This is a genomic window from Vibrio aphrogenes (genome assembly GCF_002157735.2).
In the GTDB taxonomy this organism is placed as follows: domain Bacteria; phylum Pseudomonadota; class Gammaproteobacteria; order Enterobacterales; family Vibrionaceae; genus Vibrio; species Vibrio aphrogenes.
Window position 1 is genome coordinate 1,250,421 of the sequence record NZ_AP018689.1, and the last position, 16,760, is coordinate 1,267,180.

15 protein-coding genes are annotated in these 16,760 nt (G+C 40.2%); 10 read left to right on the plus strand and 5 right to left on the minus strand.

The window, feature by feature from the left end; all coding sequences use genetic code 11:
* Nucleotides 1-102 precede the first annotated feature (102 nt).
* The 7 genes from pyrD to rmf all read left to right on the plus strand — a co-directional run bounded on the left by pyrD (nucleotide 103) and on the right by rmf (nucleotide 9,244).
* Nucleotides 103-1,113 (plus strand): quinone-dependent dihydroorotate dehydrogenase, encoded by a 1,011-nt coding sequence (gene pyrD, locus VCA1004_RS05665; protein ID WP_086984365.1) that lies wholly within the window; start codon nucleotides 103-105, stop codon nucleotides 1,111-1,113.
* A gap of 162 nt (nucleotides 1,114-1,275) precedes the next feature.
* Entirely contained in the window at nucleotides 1,276-1,818 is a 543-nt protein-coding gene (locus tag VCA1004_RS05670) for a cell division protein ZapC (protein WP_086984364.1), read from the plus strand.
* Nucleotides 1,819-2,415: 597 nt separating this feature from the next.
* Nucleotides 2,416-4,554, plus strand: coding sequence for a bifunctional 23S rRNA (guanine(2069)-N(7))-methyltransferase RlmK/23S rRNA (guanine(2445)-N(2))-methyltransferase RlmL (rlmKL, locus tag VCA1004_RS05675; protein ID WP_086984363.1), 2,139 nt, complete (start codon nucleotides 2,416-2,418; stop codon nucleotides 4,552-4,554).
* Between the two features lie 11 nt (nucleotides 4,555-4,565).
* Entirely contained in the window at nucleotides 4,566-4,853 is a 288-nt protein-coding gene (locus VCA1004_RS05680) for a glutaredoxin family protein (protein WP_164520832.1), read from the plus strand.
* Nucleotides 4,831-6,759: an ABC transporter ATP-binding protein gene (locus VCA1004_RS05685; RefSeq protein WP_086984361.1), complete on the plus strand. Its 1,929-nt coding sequence runs from the start codon at nucleotides 4,831-4,833 to the stop codon at nucleotides 6,757-6,759. The genes VCA1004_RS05680 and VCA1004_RS05685 overlap by 23 nt, the downstream gene beginning before the upstream one ends.
* A 19-nt stretch (nucleotides 6,760-6,778) precedes the next feature.
* Nucleotides 6,779-8,734, plus strand: coding sequence for a DUF3466 family protein (locus tag VCA1004_RS05690; protein ID WP_086984360.1), 1,956 nt, complete (start codon nucleotides 6,779-6,781; stop codon nucleotides 8,732-8,734).
* A gap of 336 nt (nucleotides 8,735-9,070) precedes the next feature.
* On the plus strand, nucleotides 9,071-9,244 hold the full coding sequence (gene rmf, locus VCA1004_RS05695) for a ribosome modulation factor (protein ID WP_086984359.1): 174 nt from the start codon (nucleotides 9,071-9,073) through the stop codon (nucleotides 9,242-9,244).
* A gap of 125 nt (nucleotides 9,245-9,369) precedes the next feature.
* Here rmf and fabA read toward each other — a convergent pair whose 3' ends face one another.
* Nucleotides 9,370-9,894, minus strand: coding sequence for a bifunctional 3-hydroxydecanoyl-ACP dehydratase/trans-2-decenoyl-ACP isomerase (gene fabA / locus VCA1004_RS05700; RefSeq protein WP_086984358.1), 525 nt, complete (start codon nucleotides 9,892-9,894; stop codon nucleotides 9,370-9,372).
* A gap of 63 nt (nucleotides 9,895-9,957) precedes the next feature.
* A complete protein-coding gene (locus tag VCA1004_RS05705; protein WP_086984357.1) occupies nucleotides 9,958-11,628 on the minus strand; it encodes an AAA family ATPase in 1,671 nt (556 codons plus the stop codon).
* A 235-nt stretch (nucleotides 11,629-11,863) separates the two neighbouring features.
* On the opposite strand from VCA1004_RS05705, the gene matP reads away from it, so the two are divergent.
* Complete coding sequence (gene matP / locus VCA1004_RS05710; RefSeq protein WP_086984356.1) at nucleotides 11,864-12,313, plus strand: macrodomain Ter protein MatP; 450 nt, start codon at nucleotides 11,864-11,866, stop codon at nucleotides 12,311-12,313.
* Nucleotides 12,314-12,471: 158 nt separating this feature from the next.
* Nucleotides 12,472-12,774 (plus strand): c-type cytochrome, encoded by a 303-nt coding sequence (locus VCA1004_RS05715; protein WP_086984355.1) that lies wholly within the window; start codon nucleotides 12,472-12,474, stop codon nucleotides 12,772-12,774.
* A gap of 590 nt (nucleotides 12,775-13,364) precedes the next feature.
* Here VCA1004_RS05715 and VCA1004_RS05720 read toward each other — a convergent pair.
* The 3 genes from VCA1004_RS05720 to yciH are packed head-to-tail and all read right to left on the minus strand — an operon-like array spanning nucleotide 13,365 to nucleotide 15,551.
* Entirely contained in the window at nucleotides 13,365-13,757 is a 393-nt protein-coding gene (locus tag VCA1004_RS05720) for a cystatin domain-containing protein (RefSeq protein ID WP_086984354.1), read from the minus strand.
* 36 nt (nucleotides 13,758-13,793) lie between these two features.
* On the minus strand, nucleotides 13,794-15,212 hold the full coding sequence (locus VCA1004_RS05725; RefSeq protein WP_197715827.1) for an MATE family efflux transporter: 1,419 nt from the start codon (nucleotides 15,210-15,212) through the stop codon (nucleotides 13,794-13,796).
* 27 nt (nucleotides 15,213-15,239) lie between these two features.
* Nucleotides 15,240-15,551: a stress response translation initiation inhibitor YciH gene (gene yciH, locus VCA1004_RS05730; protein WP_086984352.1), complete on the minus strand. Its 312-nt coding sequence runs from the start codon at nucleotides 15,549-15,551 to the stop codon at nucleotides 15,240-15,242.
* A 178-nt stretch (nucleotides 15,552-15,729) separates the two neighbouring features.
* Between yciH and VCA1004_RS05735 the strand changes: the two genes are divergently transcribed.
* Nucleotides 15,730-16,698 carry a tyrosine-type recombinase/integrase gene (locus VCA1004_RS05735; protein WP_164520833.1) on the plus strand — a complete coding sequence of 323 codons (969 nt, stop codon included), beginning with the start codon at nucleotides 15,730-15,732 and terminating at the stop codon, nucleotides 16,696-16,698.
* The last annotated feature ends 62 nt before the right edge of the window (nucleotides 16,699-16,760 follow it).

The following is a 16,760-nucleotide window of genomic DNA, read 5'->3' on the forward strand; positions in this document are numbered from 1 at the left end:
TTTTATTGGTTGCAAATGATTGCAACTGGTATAACAAGGATAACAAAGGTATACTTCGCCCCGGATTTTCTGGGGCTTTTTTGTTCTGATTTGGAGGAAGGTATGCTTTATCGTATAGCCAGAGCTGGCTTGTTTAAATTGAGTGCTGAAACGGCACATGAAATGGCAATTAAAAATTTAAAAAGATTCAATGGCACACCTTTAGACTTATTCTTTCGTCAAAATTTACCCATTCGCTCTGTTGAAGTGATGGGGTTAACCTTTAAAAACCCTGTTGGCTTAGCCGCTGGAATGGATAAAAATGGCGAATGCATTGATGCGTTTGGTGCAATGGGATTTGGCTTTCTAGAAATTGGCACAGTAACACCTCGTCCGCAACCGGGTAATGAGAAGCCGCGTTGTTTCCGTATTGTTGAAGCGGAAGGGATCATCAACCGCATGGGATTCAACAATGAAGGTGTTGATGAACTGATTGAAAATGTTAAGAAATCAAGCTTTGATGGCATCCTAGGTATTAATATTGGTAAAAACAAAGATACGCCAATTGAAAAGGGTACTGAAGATTATTTGATCTGTATGGAAAAAGTTTATCCTTATGCAGGTTACATTGCCGCAAATATATCTTCTCCAAATACCCCAGGGCTGAGAACACTACAATATGGTGAAGCTTTAGATGAGCTATTATCGGCATTAAAAAGCAAACAAGCCGAATTAACCAAACAATATGATAAGTACGTTCCATTGGCGCTTAAAATTGCTCCGGATCTGACGGATGAAGAATTGAAGCAAATTTGTGACTCGTTAAAGCAATATAAGATCGATGCTGTGATTGCGACCAATACTACATTAGATCGTACTTTGGTCGATGGGATGAAGAACTCATCGGAAGCGGGGGGATTAAGTGGTCGCCCAGTGCAATCAAGAAGTACCGAAGTGATCCGCCAGCTTTATAAAGAACTAGGCGAAGAAGTGCCAATCATTGGGGTAGGTGGTATTGACTCTTATATTGCCGCCAAAGAAAAAATGTTAGCGGGTGCGAAACTGGTACAAGTCTTTTCTGGTTTCATATACAAAGGCCCAAGCTTAGTAAAAGAAATAGTAAAAAACATTTAGAAATCAAGTATTCATTTTGATGATAAATCGGTTTCAGCATGAAAAGAGGAATTAATTTTTCCTCTTTTTTTTTATTTGTCCGTTTGTACAATCAAAGAACATCTTAACGGATAGACGAGAAGTGAAGTGTCTATTTCGCTTTATTTTTGAGAGGCTGGAACAATGCTTAAACCGAGTGATACATGGAGATGGTATTACAATGAGACCAACAAGTCCCTTATGCTGGAGCTTGGGCGGGACATGGTTTTCAGCGTAAATATTTCTCAAAAACTGCTTATTAACAGTGCATTTCAAGATAATGAGTTTTCTGTTGATGACGCATCGAGCTACCATAAATTTCGTCAACAAGTTGAGGGCTTACCCTTATCAGAACCAAGAAAAGCCGAACTGGCCTTAAACAGCGTAGCGGCAAGACGCTTTCATAAGCCTGTACAGCCTAAAAGCTGGTTCTTTTCGTCTCAGGGAGGGGATTTCACTCCTGAAGAAGGCGAGATTGTCCACCTAAGAAATTGCTACTCAGAAGGGCATTTTATGGTGGTTGAAGTTGGTGAAGCTGCGAGTATTTGTGTCTCTGTTTCTTTGCGAGATTTCAGTCTTACAGAGACAAAAGTACTTAAATTTGGTGAGCCAATTAAAGTGATGCATGACAGATTCGCTAAAGCAAACCTACACACCAACTTTGAAACTTATGCCATGGTTGGATAAATGGTTGGGTAATAAGCCTAATCCATCAATATTTCGTTCCTTGTTGTTCATTCGGTCGGCCTCAGTGCCGGCTTTTTTTTGCCTTTTATAAATCGCTTAAGCCTATCATGGTGGGCTAATTCTTCACTTTAATGCCAATTCTTACCTTTTATTGCCATTTATCCTTTCATAAAAAATCAGACCTAGAGCAAAAAACAAACATTAATTAATTATATTTTAGCCAAAATTGTGCCTGTTTTTTTCTCATAAGAGGGCATATTTCCCACCTTTAATACACTTTATTCCTCCTTTTCCCAGTTTCTGTAATTAATTTACATTGTAAATAGTGTGCTGGTATATACCAATCTGAGGTGAATTTTAAAGTGAATAAGTACTCACTATGCGTGTATGGCTTGTTTTTTGGTTATGATTTCCATGCATATTAGGGGTGTGAAAATGTGGATGGATTTAAGCTGTGTTTTTAGCTGAGAAGGTGAATATATGAACGGTTAATCTTATTTGTGGGTTATTTAGTGGGAATGAGGGGGTTGGAGGTCGCATAAGGTACGGCTTTCGTTATATAATTTGCGTCCATTTACTACTGTACTGAAAGCGATAATGAATCAATATTTAGCGATAACTTCTAATGGTCTTGAAAATTTACTTGCCGATGAGCTCACTCAATTAGGAATTACCGATGCAAAACCGGTACAAGCGGGTGTGCGGTTTACTGCAACAAGTGCTCAACTCTATCGTTGTTGCTTATGGAGCCGACTTGCTTCTCGTTTTGTGCTGATTCTTTCTGAGTTTTATTGCAACGATGATATGGATTTATATTTATCCGCTTCAGCAGTTAACTGGTCAGCGTATTTCTCGGTTAAAAAGCGATTGATTGTTGATTTTAATGGGACAAACCGAGAGATTCGTAATAGCCAATATGGGGCGATGAAAGTTAAAGATGCGATTGTCGATAGCTTTACCAAAAAAGATCTCGGTCGTCCTGATATCAGCAAAGAGCAACCAGATTTACGTATCCATGTTCGTTTACATCGAGATCGTGCCATTTTAGGTATCGATATGGTGGGCCAAGGTTTACATCAACGTGGTTATCGTTTGAAAGCGGGTGCTGCACCTTTACGTGAAACTCTAGCGTGTGCGATTGTTAGTCGTAGTGGTTGGGAGTATTCACAACCGTTATTGGACCCAATGTGTGGTTCAGGCACTTTATTGATTGAAGCGGCTATGATGGCTGCCAATATGGCTCCGGGCATACAACGTGCGAAGTGGGGATTTGAGTCTTTATATGATTTTGATGCTGAAACTTGGGCTGAAATTAAAGCTCAAGCCAGTGTTCAAGGGCGTAAAGGTGTTAAAGCCTTAGGTGAGCATCAATTCTTTGGCTTTGATAACGACAGTCGTGTGCTGCAAACGGCAAAAGAGAACGCCAAGCGTGCGGGTTTAGAAAATGTGATCCAGTTTAAGCTGGGTGATGCAGCCAAATTGCAAAAGCCTGAAGCATTTAATGCTGGTGTGATCATCTGTAACCCTCCTTATGGTGAACGTTTAGGTACCGAACCTGGGCTAATCGCCTTGTACACGGCTTTCGGTGCGCAATTAAAATCAGAATTTGCGGGCAGTCAGGCATCGATTTTCTCATCCAGTGAAGAGTTATTAAGTTGTTTACGCATGCGTGCGGATAAACAATATAAATTGAGCAATGGTGCGTTACCTTGTCACCAAAAGAACTATGCAATTACCGCTCGAGTGAACCCTAATGGTGAAACTCCTCGCCAATCAGAGCTTGAAGAAGCTCAAATTGCTCCTGATTTTGCCAATCGCCTTAAAAAGAACTTGGCCAAAATAGGTAAATGGGCCAAGCGTGAGCAATTAGATTGTTATCGTGTCTATGATGCTGACTTACCCAATTACAACGTGGCAATCGATTTATATTTAGACCAAGTGGTTATTCAAGAATACGCGCCACCAAAAACCATTCCTGAAGAGATCGCAAAACGTCGCTTAACCGATATTATTCGCGCTACCATTCAAGTGCTCAATGTGGATGCGAATAAAGTGATTTTGAAAACCCGTGAAAAACAAAAGGGTAAGCGTCAATATCAAAAGCTATCTCAAGATTCTGAGTACTTAACGGTGAATGAATACGGCGTTAAATTACTGGTTAATTTACAAGACTATTTAGATACCGGTTTGTTCTTGGATCACAAATTAACTCGTCGTCGTTTAGGACAAATGGCGGCAGGTAAAGATTTCCTAAATCTATTTGCTTACACCGGCAGTGCTACGGTTCATGCCGCCGCTGGTGGTGCGAAGACTACCACCACGGTAGATATGTCGAATACGTATCTGCAATGGGCGCAACGTAATATGGAACTCAATGGCTTTGCGGGCGAATCTCATCAGTTTGAACAAGCAGATTGCCTCCAATGGTTACAACATGAAGACCGTACTTTTGATCTGATTTTTATTGATCCACCGACGTTTTCGAACTCTAAACGTATGGAACAAACGTTCGATATTCAACGTGATCACCTGATGTTAATGGAAAACTTGAAACGATTAATGCGTGAAGATGCGGTGGTCGTTTTTTCTAATAACAAGCGTTTGTTCAAAATGGATCTCGAAGGGATAGAGAGACTAGGGTTGCAAGTTGAGAATATTTCTTCTCAAACACTGCCATTGGATTTTGCGCGTAATAAACATATCCATAACTGTTGGATTGTGACGCATAAAAAGTAGCAAGGATTGTTATGCTAACACTGTATTCAACATCGGGTTGTCATTTGTGTGAACAAGCGTATAGCTTAATTTCGCAATTGAATTTAAAAGAGCCGCTTCAAGTGGTGGATATTGCTTTTGATGATGCTTTATTCTCTCGTTACGGTGTCACTATTCCTGTGTTAGCATATTCTCAACAACAGTTGACTAACGATGGGGTAAAGCCATTTTCAAACCTTGAGAATGAGCTTTTCTGGCCATTTAATTTAGACGAATTACAAGTGTGGTTAAAACAGAATGGCATTAATTACTATCCATAACGGCCAGTTAGCTTTTGGCGATCATCCTTTATTAGACAAAGCGGATTTTGCTCTACAACAAAATGAACGTGTTTGTTTAGTGGGGCGCAACGGCGCTGGTAAATCAACCATGATGAAAGTCCTTGCTGGCGAAATCATTATGGATGACGGTAAAATTCAAATCGAACAAGATGTGGTGGTTTCACGGCTAGAGCAAGATCCACCAAGAAATGCTCAAGGGACCGTTTATGATTACGTCGCTGAAGGTCTAGCAGAAGTCGGTGAGCTTTTAAAAGCCTACCAACATCAATTGGATATCATGGCAGAAGACCCTTCAGAGAAAAACATCAACCGTTTATCTAAGATTCAAGAGCAACTGGATCACAATGATGCTTGGCGTTTAGAAGATAGAATTAAAAACATTCTGACCTCATTATCTTTGGACGAGCATACCTTGTTAACCAGCTTGTCTGGTGGTTGGCAACGTAAAGCGGCTTTAGCTCGTGCATTAGTGTGTGATCCGGATGTCTTATTACTGGATGAGCCAACCAACCACCTGGATGTGACCACAATTGAATGGTTAGAGAACTTTTTAAAAGACTTCCGTGGTTCGATTGTCTTTATTTCCCATGACCGTGCATTCATTCAGTCAATGGCGACACGTATTCTCGATCTTGACCGCGGTAAGCTCAGTTCATACCCAGGTAACTACGAGCAATATTTAATTGATAAAGAAGAAGCCTTACGTGTTGAAGAAATGCAGAACGCAGAATTTGACAAAAAATTAGCTCAAGAAGAAGTTTGGATTCGTCAAGGCATTAAAGCTCGTCGTACTCGTAATGAAGGGCGAGTTCGAGCATTGAAGAAATTACGTGAAGAACGCTCTGAACGCCGAGAAGTGCAAGGTAAAGCGAATATTCAAATTGATGAATCAAATCGCTCTGGCAAAATTATTTTTGAGGCTGAGAACCTGCATTATCAAATTGAAGGCAAGACCATCGTTGATGATTTCAGTTTCAACATTATGCGCGGTGATCGCATTGCATTGATAGGCCCTAATGGATGTGGTAAGAGTACCTTATTGAAATTATTGCTGGGTAAATTACAGCCCGATTCTGGTCGTTTGCACTGTGGAACGAAGCTTGAAGTAGCTTATTTTGATCAGTATCGAGAAGTGCTCGATCCTGAGAAAACAGTGATGGATAACTTAGCTGATGGTAAACAAGAAGTGACCGTTGGTGGGCGAACTCGTCACGCTCTTGGGTATTTACAGGATTTCTTATTTGAACCGAAAAGGGCACGTACACCGGTAAAAGCCTTATCGGGTGGTGAAAAGAACCGCTTACTCTTAGCTCGTCTGTTCTTGAAATCAAACAATTTATTGATTCTGGATGAACCAACCAACGATTTAGATATCGAAACTTTGGAACTTTTGGAAGAAATTCTTGCCAACTATCAAGGCACTTTACTTTTAGTTAGCCATGACCGCCAATTCGTTGATAATACGGTAACTTCAAGTTGGATTTTTGAAGGGAACGGAAAGATCGAAGAATTTGTCGGTGGCTATCATGATGCCCAGGAACAAAGAGCACAAACCTTGCTGGCACGCGGTGTTTCTTCTGTTGAAACGAGCAATAAACCAGCAAAAGAAAGTAAAGTGGTTGAGGAAACTCCCAAAACTCAACCAAACGCAACTAAACCGAAGAAGTTATCTTATAAACTGCAACGAGAGTTGGATGCGTTACCTCAAGTATTAGAATCACTTGAGACTGAAATTGAAGATTTACAGACCCAAGTCAATCAACCTGACTTTTTTACTCAGAGCAGTGAGGATACTCAAGCTATTTTGAACCGCTTGAACGCTGCTGAACAAGAATTAGAGACTGCATTCGAGCGATGGGAAGAGCTTGAGTCAATGCAGGGCTAACGGATTAGAAGTTTATTTAATGCCAAATACTATATTCAAATTATCTATGATTGCCACCGCACTGGTAGCGGCTCATAGTGCTAACGCAGCCATTTATCAAATTGTACCCGTCGACTCTAATGTGAATGCGACTAAGGTTTATTCAAGTACGATTAATGATTCATCAACGGCATCAGAAAGTGATCCGCTAGGTTGCTTTGCTGATAGTGCGAGCTGCAGTGCGAGTAGCTATAAACTGGGTGGCGATACTCGTGAAGGCGATGAAGGCTTTTCTTATCGTGATGAAGTACCGTTTAAATTTGATAATACATTTACTTATCTCGATTATACCGATTTACGTAGCTACTGTTATAACCAGTTAGGGTACTCTACTTGCGACAGTTGGGCGCAGAAAAAGTGGTTTGGTGATTATTCTGATAATGATGAAAATTCGTGTGACTACAGCTTAACGGGTGGCTTATGCCAAGAGCGTAGGGCGTTTTATCAAGGTTATAATGGCCGTAATGCGATTGGGATTATCGATGGGGCTGAAATTTCAACTCCAGTCGAAACCAGTGTAACTCCAACAGGTGGGACACTGGTTGCTGATTCTGCCAATACGGTAGTCAATAAAGTCTTCGCCGATGGAACGGCCATTGGTATTACAAGCAGTGGTTATTATGATGTTAACGGTAACTATGTATTGACTTATCGCCAACGCGGTTTTTACGACACCACCTTCATGTTACCTAAACAAGATGGCGAAACTATTGTTAAACGTATGGGGCGCACCTTTGCGTATGACTCTTTTGTTTACAATAACACTACTTATGTTGTCGGTTCTGCCTCAGTATCATCTTTTGCCTATGGTGATAGCAGTAAAGATTATGATTACGGTGATCTCAATAATTGTCTCAATACTGATGAACCTGAACTACTTGCTGAATGCCAGAACTTTGCTTTTGCCACAAAAGCCTATGTTTGGCCAGCGACAGATGGTACTTCAGGCGTCAGTGTATCAGGGTGGACTAATACTACTACGGCAAATAATACTGACAATAATGAAGCGGCCGCTCAAGGCAGTGTACGTGCCGCTGCGGTACCAACGACGACGACTTATGCCAATAAGCCAGTATTAGCCGGTTTCAATACTATTGATCAAGATGATAATTATCTGATGCAGGCAGCGATTTTCTATCCTAAATCGACCTTTACCTCACCGGATGAGGCTGACCAATGGGAAACCGCTTACGTCTCAGGGGCTGAGGTAGAACAGGGCGATGATTATATTTATAGCAATAGCTTAATCAAAGATATTAATGATAACCTCATTGCAATTGGTGAAGCAAAACGCAGTGGCAGCTACCCTGAAAATGGTGCGGCGAATAATCGTTTATTCTACACGGATGCTTCGACAGGCAGTGCAGATTCAGCGCCTACTGCTGTATATTTATCTGGTGATATCTTCTTTAGTGGTGCCGGTGGTGAAGCTAATGCCATCAATAACTATAATGAAGTGGTTGGGGCTATCGATGCAGAAGATAGTCGTGAGGTAAATGGTAAACAACGTCGTCGACGTGGCTTTATTGACCCATTGAATTTATCAACCAGTAATGCGGACCGTTTAGCGCTCTTTGAAAATAAATCATGGTGGTTAGATAACTTAACCAATGGTGGAGAATATTCTGAGGCAAATAACCAATATCGGATTGTCAGTGCAACAGGCATTAATGATGATGGCGTAATCTCGGCCACAGCCAATTTCTGTGATGGTGGATACGATGATACATCGCATAATGCTTATTGTGGTAATGGAACTCAAGATGAGCAATTAGTTGCAGTGAAACTGATTCCGATTGCTGGCGCGACCTCAGCCGACATTGAAACCCGTGGCGAAGATAAAGCGGATGTAGAAAGGCAAGGTGGTAGCTTAGGCTATTTAGCACTGACCATGTTAGGCTTAATTAGTTTCCGAAGAAGGAAAACAAAAATGTAATATTGAACTGGGGCTCACAGAAATGAGCCCCAGTTTTTTTTTACCTTGAGAAAGTCTCAGCTTTGATCGATGCTTAATAAGTGGTGTCACAGAACTGCCACAAGATAGTCGTTTTTTGGTAATACCAATCACATTGATTAAATGGTTAGAAATACCGAGGAAAAAGAGGGTGAGAGCAAGGCTAATTTAGATAAGTTGTTATTCTACGAGTAACTTCTTTTATAAACGAAGCCTTTATAAGGGAAAGTTAAACGCCGTTATCAAGCCTTTTAACAACCAAGGATAACCAGATAATAAGTTCGATTGGTATAATGATCAAAGTAAGAGGATTGTACTATGAAGAGACAGAAACGCGACCGCCTAGAACGAGCTCAATCTCAAGGTTATAAAGCAGGTCTAAATGGGAGGTCGATGGATGACTGTCCATATCAACAAACGGATGCTAAGTCGAATTGGTTAGGTGGTTGGCGAGACGCAAGAGACGATCGTCAATCAGGTCTAATAAAGTAAGTATGATTTTGTAAGGCTCTTCAATGAGCCTTATTTTTACACATTATAACGCACTATAACTAGATGTGCGGCATAAAATAAATCAGCATTACGCTGACTTATTTATACTATATTAGTTTCTTCTCTTAGAAAGAGGAGGTGTCTTGGAACAAACCGACTTTAAGGTCTTTAGCTACGTAGATTTCTTTACCGTCTACAAGTACGCGTCCATCCGCTAACCCCATCACTAAGCGACGATTTACAACACGCTTCATGTTGATTTCATAAGTCACTTTTTTCGCGGTTGGTAGAATTTGACCTGTGAATTTTACTTCACCAACACCCAAAGCACGACCTTTACCTTCGCCGCCAACCCAACCAAGGAAGAAACCTACTAGTTGCCACATCGCATCAAGGCCTAAACAGCCTGGCATAACTGGGTCACCTGGAAAGTGACAATCAAAGAACCAAAGATCAGGAGTAATATCTAACTCTGCGACAATGATGCCTTTACCAAATTCACCAGCTCCTTCTTCGTCAGTAATATTAACGATACGATCCATCATTAACATGTTTGGTGCAGGTAATTGTGGACGGCCTGGGCCAAAAAGCTCACCTTGGCTAGAGGCTAAAAGATCTTCACGAGTATAAGAATTACGTTTATTTTGCATTATGTATCACTCCAAAAATAGTCTGTGTATCTTAGAGAACAGGTGTACGCTAAACAAGTCCGATCAGTGATTACTTAAAAGGTTTTTGAGCTTAGCCAAAAATCCACAAGGCACGCTATCGTGCTTATCAAAATGTTCAATTCGCTCTGAAATTCTCTTCAAGATAGTTTCATCATCATCACCACGAAATGCTTTACCCAGTATAAGCGGCAGTGCTTCATCAACAGATTCAACAGACCATAAATGGAAAGTTTCATCCTTCATTGCGTCCACTACATATTGTTGCAGCGATAAATGTTTTAAATTTGATTTAGGTAAAATCACGCCTTGTTGGCCCGTTAATCCCTGGTGTTTACAAACATGGAAAAAGCCTTCAATCTTCTCATTTAGACCACCGACGGCTTGAACTCGACCAAATTGGTCTACAGCTCCAGTAACAGCGATTTGTTGATTGATCGGATACTCGGATAACGCGCTGACTAAAGAGCAAAGCTCCGCTAATGACGCACTATCACCATCCACCTCTGAATAGGACTGTTCAAATACGATTGAAGCAGCAAATGGTAAAGGCTCATCAAGATTTAACGCACTACTTAAGAAGGCTTGCATAATCATCATGCCTTTCGCATGCAAATTACCGCCCAATTCAGCTTTGCGTTCAACATCGGCAATGTCACCATCGCCAAAATGAATCACACACGAGATACGTGCTGGTTCACCATAAGTCACAGGATGTCCTGGTACTTCAATCACGGTTAAGCCATTGACTTGACCAACTTGTTCACCTTGCGTCTCGATGATAACTTGACCTTCGAGAATATCGTCGAGTGCTCTTTCTGGTAAATAAGACTGTCGATAGTTGCGTTCCGCCAGTGCTTGCGCTAAATGCGGCTGAGTAATTGCCTCTCCCTTAGAGAGCAACGCTGCCTCAGCTAATAAAGTTTTGTGCCAAATCGGGCATAAAGGCATTCTATTTTGATCTTCGGTTTCTCTAGCACCTTGAGTAAGGAAGAAGGCCCACGCTTCTTTATCCGCTAAAGGTGGGAAGTGATGCGCTTTGATAATTCCATTAATATATTGAATATAAGGCTCAAAAGTCGTTGCATCGATTTTATAGTCCAATTCCACTTCTGAAAAAAGACACAGTGACGTTCGAATGTCAGCATCAAACAGGTCTAAATCACCCAGTTGCATCCGGTCGCCGATAATCACTAATTTAATATCATATTGTTTCTGAGATAGGTGGCTAACCACATTCTTAGGATTAGCGGCAATGGCCGAGCATGGATTGCCGAGAATGGCTGCTTTCAATTTTGGCCAAATTCGTGGGTTCGCTAAAATCGCATTGGCCGATAAAATCAAGTAGCCACCATGCGCTTTATCTAATAGCCCAGGTTTCTCATACTTTATTTCACCGTTTTCACTCTCATAAAGGCCAAATAAATCTTCTGGTTCAATTGTTTCGCTCGAAATAACAGGAACTGAGTGAATTTCATTGAGATTGATGAGCGACTGGTAAGATTGGTATATCGCTTGACGATAAAGATAGTTATCCGGCCCGTTGATTAATAAAAAGCGGGGAAACTCCACAAGATGATGAAAATGTAGAATACTGGATTTAAGTCTAGGCTGAAGATCCAAAAAAGATAAAGGAGGGAGAGAGGCTCCGTGTGTAAGGGTATCTTCAAATTGTGAGAAATTAGGTAGTGCAGATTGCCAAGACTCTTTGATCATTATAAAAAATTCTATAGGTGGTCAGAAGTAAGGAAGTATATAGAAAAACAAGGTAATCTTATACCTGTTTTATTGCTTTAACTTATTGTGATAAATCATACATTAATCCATGGATTTGAGAGCCTGTTATCATAAACAAAAATATGGCTAGACTATGATTTTAAATCACGTAAAAAGTTGTGAATACAATGATTTTTGGTTACGCTGTCACTGTGTGTGTTTATAGGGAAGACAAATGAAATATCAACAACTTGAAAATTTAGAGTGCGGATGGAAGTGGCAATATTTAATTCGAAAATGGAAAGATGGAGAAGCCATCACACGCTATCAAGATTCCAGTGAATCTCAAGCAGCAATTATTGGTTTGCAAAAGCTAGAACATCAGCCCACACAAGTTCTCAATTGGATTGATGAACACATGAATCCGCACCTTGATAATAAGCTGAAACAAGCAATTAGAGCGAAACGTAAACGTCATTTTAATGCAGAGCATACTCATACTAAGAAGAAGTCGATAGATTTAGACTACGCAGTCTGGGAAAAGCTCTCTGAACGAGCTCAAGAGCTTGGCTGTACTTTATCAGAAGCTATTGAATACTTGGTATCCGAGGCTTCTCGAGGAGAGAAGGCGAGTAAGAAAGTGAATAGTATTAAAGCCGATTTAAGTAAATTACTTGATTTCTAATCGTATTTTCCTTTTTTATTACATCTTTTTAATCAATAGTCGTGATCGAGATTAAGTTTTTTATTATCCTACCTAGATATTGATGGTTTTGTTGCTAGATTGTATACATTAAGGTCTACATTCTTGTTCACATTAAACATATTTATCTGAGGTGTTGTATGAAAAAAATCACGTTATTATCTCTTTGTGTGTTCGCTATGTCCCCAAGCATCACATTTGCCGCCGATGCGGCAGCAGGAAAAGCAAAAACCATGACGTGCACCGCTTGTCATGGTGCTGATGGTATCGCTTTAATCAAAACTTATCCAAATCTTAAAGGGCAAAATGCTGCATACCTAGAAAAGCAAATGAAAGCTTTTAAAAGTGGTGAACGTAAAGATCCTGTTATGTCACCAATGGCTGCAACTATTAATGACGCCGATATTGCTGATATTGCTGCCTATTATGAAAGTTTAAAGTAACAAGCTAATAAGCACATCTCTTACAGAATGGAATTAACCCCAGACTTGTTGATTATTCTGTAAGAGGATACCACTGCATGTTAATCAGTTCTTCTGGCTATTGGCTATTAAAGCAATAAAGCAATAAAGCAATAGTGTCTTCATTATTCGTGTTCATCAAAAGTTATTTTCGCCAACTTATTATCCATACTCAAACATTCGTAAAGCTATACCTAGAGAATCAATAACAGACACACGATAAATTCTTCAAGGTCATAGGAGTGTTATATCAAATCTTACTGACTTACTAATTATGAACATCCTTGTTTGCTTGCTTGTTAAAAGTAAAAGGACGAGCACCCATCTCCACTTTGCAATTACATCATAGTGCGCATTATGTATCTTATGTTAAATAAGATATGCAAATACAGCAAATCTCTACCATTACCTTCATAATTCCCCATTCTTTAGGTATTAAGTTTGTTTTTGCTATTTGTTCGGTATTCGAATGAATCTTAAGATAGAAACTGAATTACCATTGTCAAATGAACTGTGACAGATGGTAATTCAGTTGCGCTTATTGGGTTGGCTTTATCTTTTGTGCGGCTTGTTTATTTTGCGTCTTGCTGTGCTAGGCATTCATCTAGTAAAGATTGTGGTTGGATACTGATGATTTTGTATTGACCTTTTAAGTCTTTATAAACTTTTGCTGTATAGGTTGTATCGTCTTCAATGGTAAATTCAACTTTGTAATTCATACCTGCGACAACTTGTTGCTGTGCGCGTTGAATCGATTTGACGCTATGGTTACCTTCTAAGCTTGCCACGGCTAATAAGGCTGACTGTTTTACTTCTGCTGATATCTCAGCCTCTTGCCAGCCTCCCGGCATTGATTTGACGGTTTCGCATTTCATGGTCAATTCAGGGTTTTCAGTTGGTGGTGTTGCACTACATGCGGTCATTGCAAGCGTGATGGTTGAAATCGCGAGAATATTTTTATACATAGTAAACAAACCTTAATGCTGTGGTGAATAAAATAATTATGTTCGATGTTCATCAATTTCTATATAGGCTTCATCGGCAATTTTGGCAATTTGTTTATCATCATCTGTTAGATTTTTATGTTTCCAAGTGCCTCTGGCAAACCAAGCTACAGAAAAAAGCGCAACAATGATATTGGTCAAAGCGAATGCCCACCATATCCCAGAGGTGCCTAATGTCGTATGTTTCGATAATACATACGCTAAAGGAAATTGTACGACCCACTGTGAAAATAATGAGATCATCATAGTGTTCAGCATATTTCCTGAGGCCCTAAAAGCTGACAATATGCACAATTGAACGCCGATAAAGCCCCAAGTTAAACACATGGTTCGAACAAATTTAGCCCCATGTTCGATAACATTCTCATCATCAGGGATGAAAAAAGCGACAAAGTGTGGTGCAAAAATAAAGGCTAAAATCCCCAATATGGTTAGAGCCACCCAGCCCCAAATTGTCCCAAGAATGGTTATTTTCGATGCCCTTTCGATATTTTTCGCCCCAATGTTTTGACCAACTAATGTCGAAACCGCCATGGCCAAGCCCATCGCAGGTATCGTTACGATTTGTAATATGGTTGAACCCACACCATAAGATGCAATAGTGACGGTGCCAAAACTTGCAACCAAAAAGGACATAATAATTAGCCCTAACGCTCGCGCCGATAATTCGACCGAGCCTGGTAAGCCCAAGAAAAAAGCGCGCTTAATATAAGAAAAATCAGGTTTAAAGCTGCTTAAAGTGAGATGGATGCCATGCTTACCACGAAAGAAAATACACATTCCTATTATTGCCGCTAGTCCTTGAGTCACTAAGGTTGCAAGGGCTGCTCCCATAACACCAAGGCCTTTAAGGTCTCCCACACCAAAAATAAATAAGGGATCGAGGATAAAGTTTAATAATACGGTTCCAAGGACAATAATGAGCGGAATTTTTACTTGGCCAATACCTCGCATCAAAGATTGAAACATGGCATAAGTAAAAACGAAAATAATGCCTATAAACGAAACATGCATAAACTGTAAAGCATCGTGGTAAACCGAAGCTTCAACACCCAGTAAATCTAGAAAGTATGGTGATAAGAGATAGCCACATAGCCCTAAGGTGACGGCAGTAATGATCACCATGAGCATCGTTTGTGCAGCAACATGGTTCACCATTTTATGATTGCCCGCCCCCATATACTGAGCGGACAAAGTGGCTCCTGCCATGGCTAGCCCTGCACCAATCGCAATCACTAAAAAAGTCACAGGTGTACTGACCGATACCGCGGCAACTTGATCGGCCCCTAAACGTCCGACCCAGAAAGCGTCGGTGAGTTGATAAGCCGATTGTAATATTTGTGCTAAAACAATAGGAATGGCAAGAGAAATTAATGCCTTGTTTATGGAACCTTCGAATATATGCTGGCGATTCATTATCATCCTATGCTCAATAAAAAACGATTATCCACCGGCTAATTTTACAGTGTGGCCTTTTTTATCTAAATGAGCTTTGATCTTTTCACGATTATCGCCTTGGATTTCAATAACGCCATCTTTTACGCTACCACCACATCCACAGACTTTCTTTAATTCAGCGGCGACTAATTTGAGCTCGGTATCAGATAAGTCTAAACCGGTAACCAGGCAAACCCCTTTTCCTTTTCTGCCTTTGGTTTGTCTTTGAATACGAACTATGCCATCGCCTTTGGGACGTTCTTCAATAATTTTTTCTTGCTTGATTCGACCAGTTTCAGTGGAATAAACGAGAGACATATTTAATACCTATTCTATTTGTGTTGATGGGAGTTCGTATAATGCGAAGTTTACTAAAGTTAGAGTTCTAATAGTAAATGTATTTCTTTAAGGTTCAAGCCTTTGCTACACTCTTTCGATATCTAAACCAATGATTCATGTAACCGCCTTCTATCACAAAGGCAATGAGAGAGCTCTGATGCGGAAAAATATTCCACTACAAACTGACGAAAAGAAACGAAAACAAAGTTTGAATCAATTTAGTCACCCCATCAGCTATTCATTATTTTCTGATTTAACTCACCAGATGTATTCGCATAATTCTTTGTTATCTATGACAAATGACTGGAATCGTTTTGTGGATTTTTGTCTGACAAAGAAAGTCAGCCCCCTACCAGCGTCAATTACCGCCGTTAGATTATTTTTGGAACAAGAATGTCGTAGCCGAAAATTTGCTTCTATACGCCGATATAGTTTAACCATTGGATTAGTTCATCGTCTGCATTCCTTAGCTGACCCGACGAACCATAGACAAATTCATTTTACGTTATCGGCTATTCGCAATATGAAAAAAGGAGATGCGACTCAAGCCACTGCGTTTACTGAAAAGCATCTTGATTCACTCTATGAAGTGTTAAAAGACAGTGAGTCAATTAAAGATTTACGAGATTTGGTCATTTATAGCCTGATGTTTGAATGTATTTTAAAGCGAGGTCAATTACGAGATCTACAAACATCACAAATACAAAGACACCACTCAGGTGGTTATCAAGTGTCTGTCGCTGATAAAAGTTATTGTGTCAGCGATAGGACATCCGAACTCGTCGACCAATGGTTGCAAATCTTGGGTGAAGAGCATCACGGATACGTATTTTGTCGTATCGATAAGCATGGCAACTTAGGAAAAGATGCGTTAAATGATTCATCTATTTTTAGAGTGTTTCGCCGAGCCAGCACCTTACTGAATTTACCCGAGCATTTGGCGTTTTCAGGTCAGTCAACCCGAATTGGTGCGACTCAAGACTTATATAAGAAAGGATACAATTTACAGCAAATTCAAGATATTGGGCGTTGGTCAAGTATCGTGATGCCTGCTCAATACCTTGGGAAGAATGCCTTGTCAGAATCAGAACAGTTGCTATTTAAGAAAATAAAAAGCTGGGATTAACTGAACTGACCCCCAATAGTTGAACAACCAATATTGGGGGTTATTTATGTCACTATAAATTT

Excerpts from the sequence above, each read along its gene's own strand:
- pyrD (WP_086984365.1), top strand. The coding sequence starts at position 103 with ATGCTTTATCGTATAGCCAGAGCTGGCTTGTTTAAATTGAGTGCTGAA.
- VCA1004_RS05670 (WP_086984364.1), top strand. The coding sequence starts at position 1,276 with ATGCTTAAACCGAGTGATACATGGAGATGGTATTACAATGAGACCAAC.
- rlmKL (WP_086984363.1), top strand. The coding sequence starts at position 2,416 with ATGAATCAATATTTAGCGATAACTTCTAATGGTCTTGAAAATTTACTT.
- VCA1004_RS05680 (WP_164520832.1), top strand. The coding sequence starts at position 4,566 with ATGCTAACACTGTATTCAACATCGGGTTGTCATTTGTGTGAACAAGCG.
- VCA1004_RS05685 (WP_086984361.1), top strand. The coding sequence starts at position 4,831 with ATGGCATTAATTACTATCCATAACGGCCAGTTAGCTTTTGGCGATCAT.
- VCA1004_RS05690 (WP_086984360.1), top strand. The coding sequence starts at position 6,779 with ATGCCAAATACTATATTCAAATTATCTATGATTGCCACCGCACTGGTA.
- rmf (WP_086984359.1), top strand. The coding sequence starts at position 9,071 with ATGAAGAGACAGAAACGCGACCGCCTAGAACGAGCTCAATCTCAAGGT.
- fabA (WP_086984358.1), bottom strand. The coding sequence starts at position 9,894 with ATGCAAAATAAACGTAATTCTTATACTCGTGAAGATCTTTTAGCCTCT.
- VCA1004_RS05705 (WP_086984357.1), bottom strand. The coding sequence starts at position 11,628 with ATGATCAAAGAGTCTTGGCAATCTGCACTACCTAATTTCTCACAATTT.
- matP (WP_086984356.1), top strand. The coding sequence starts at position 11,864 with ATGAAATATCAACAACTTGAAAATTTAGAGTGCGGATGGAAGTGGCAA.
- VCA1004_RS05715 (WP_086984355.1), top strand. The coding sequence starts at position 12,472 with ATGAAAAAAATCACGTTATTATCTCTTTGTGTGTTCGCTATGTCCCCA.
- VCA1004_RS05720 (WP_086984354.1), bottom strand. The coding sequence starts at position 13,757 with ATGTATAAAAATATTCTCGCGATTTCAACCATCACGCTTGCAATGACC.
- VCA1004_RS05725 (WP_197715827.1), bottom strand. The coding sequence starts at position 15,212 with ATGAATCGCCAGCATATATTCGAAGGTTCCATAAACAAGGCATTAATT.
- yciH (WP_086984352.1), bottom strand. The coding sequence starts at position 15,551 with ATGTCTCTCGTTTATTCCACTGAAACTGGTCGAATCAAGCAAGAAAAA.
- VCA1004_RS05735 (WP_164520833.1), top strand. The coding sequence starts at position 15,730 with ATGCGGAAAAATATTCCACTACAAACTGACGAAAAGAAACGAAAACAA.